The sequence below is a fragment of the Vibrio sp. SCP2 genome, assembly GCF_059295395.1.
Map to the genome: position 1 here is coordinate 1 of NZ_JCAFVV010000041.1, position 279 is coordinate 279.

The window sequence follows — 279 nt, forward strand, 5'->3', positions numbered from 1 at the left end:
TGGATTATCATCAACGAGTGCCCACACAGATTGATAGGTTTATATTGTTAAAGAGCTTTGCTTTCAGTGCCTTAGCACTTAAGCAGGACGCGTATAATACGCTATTGACTCGGTAAGTCAACATAAAACTCTAAACTTTTTTAGAATCTTATGGTGACTTGTCTACAGAGTAGACAAAGTCGAAATTAAAGCCTGGCGATGTCCTACTCTCACATGGGGAAGCCCCACACTACCATCGGCGCTAATTCGTTTCACTTCTGAGTTCGGCATGGAATCAGG

1 rRNA gene is annotated in these 279 nt (G+C 42.3%); it reads right to left on the reverse strand.

What is annotated here, in order from left to right:
* Nucleotides 1-190 precede the first annotated feature (190 nt).
* A 5S ribosomal RNA gene (rrf, locus tag AC5O63_RS22470) occupies nt 191-279 on the reverse strand; the annotation flags it as partial.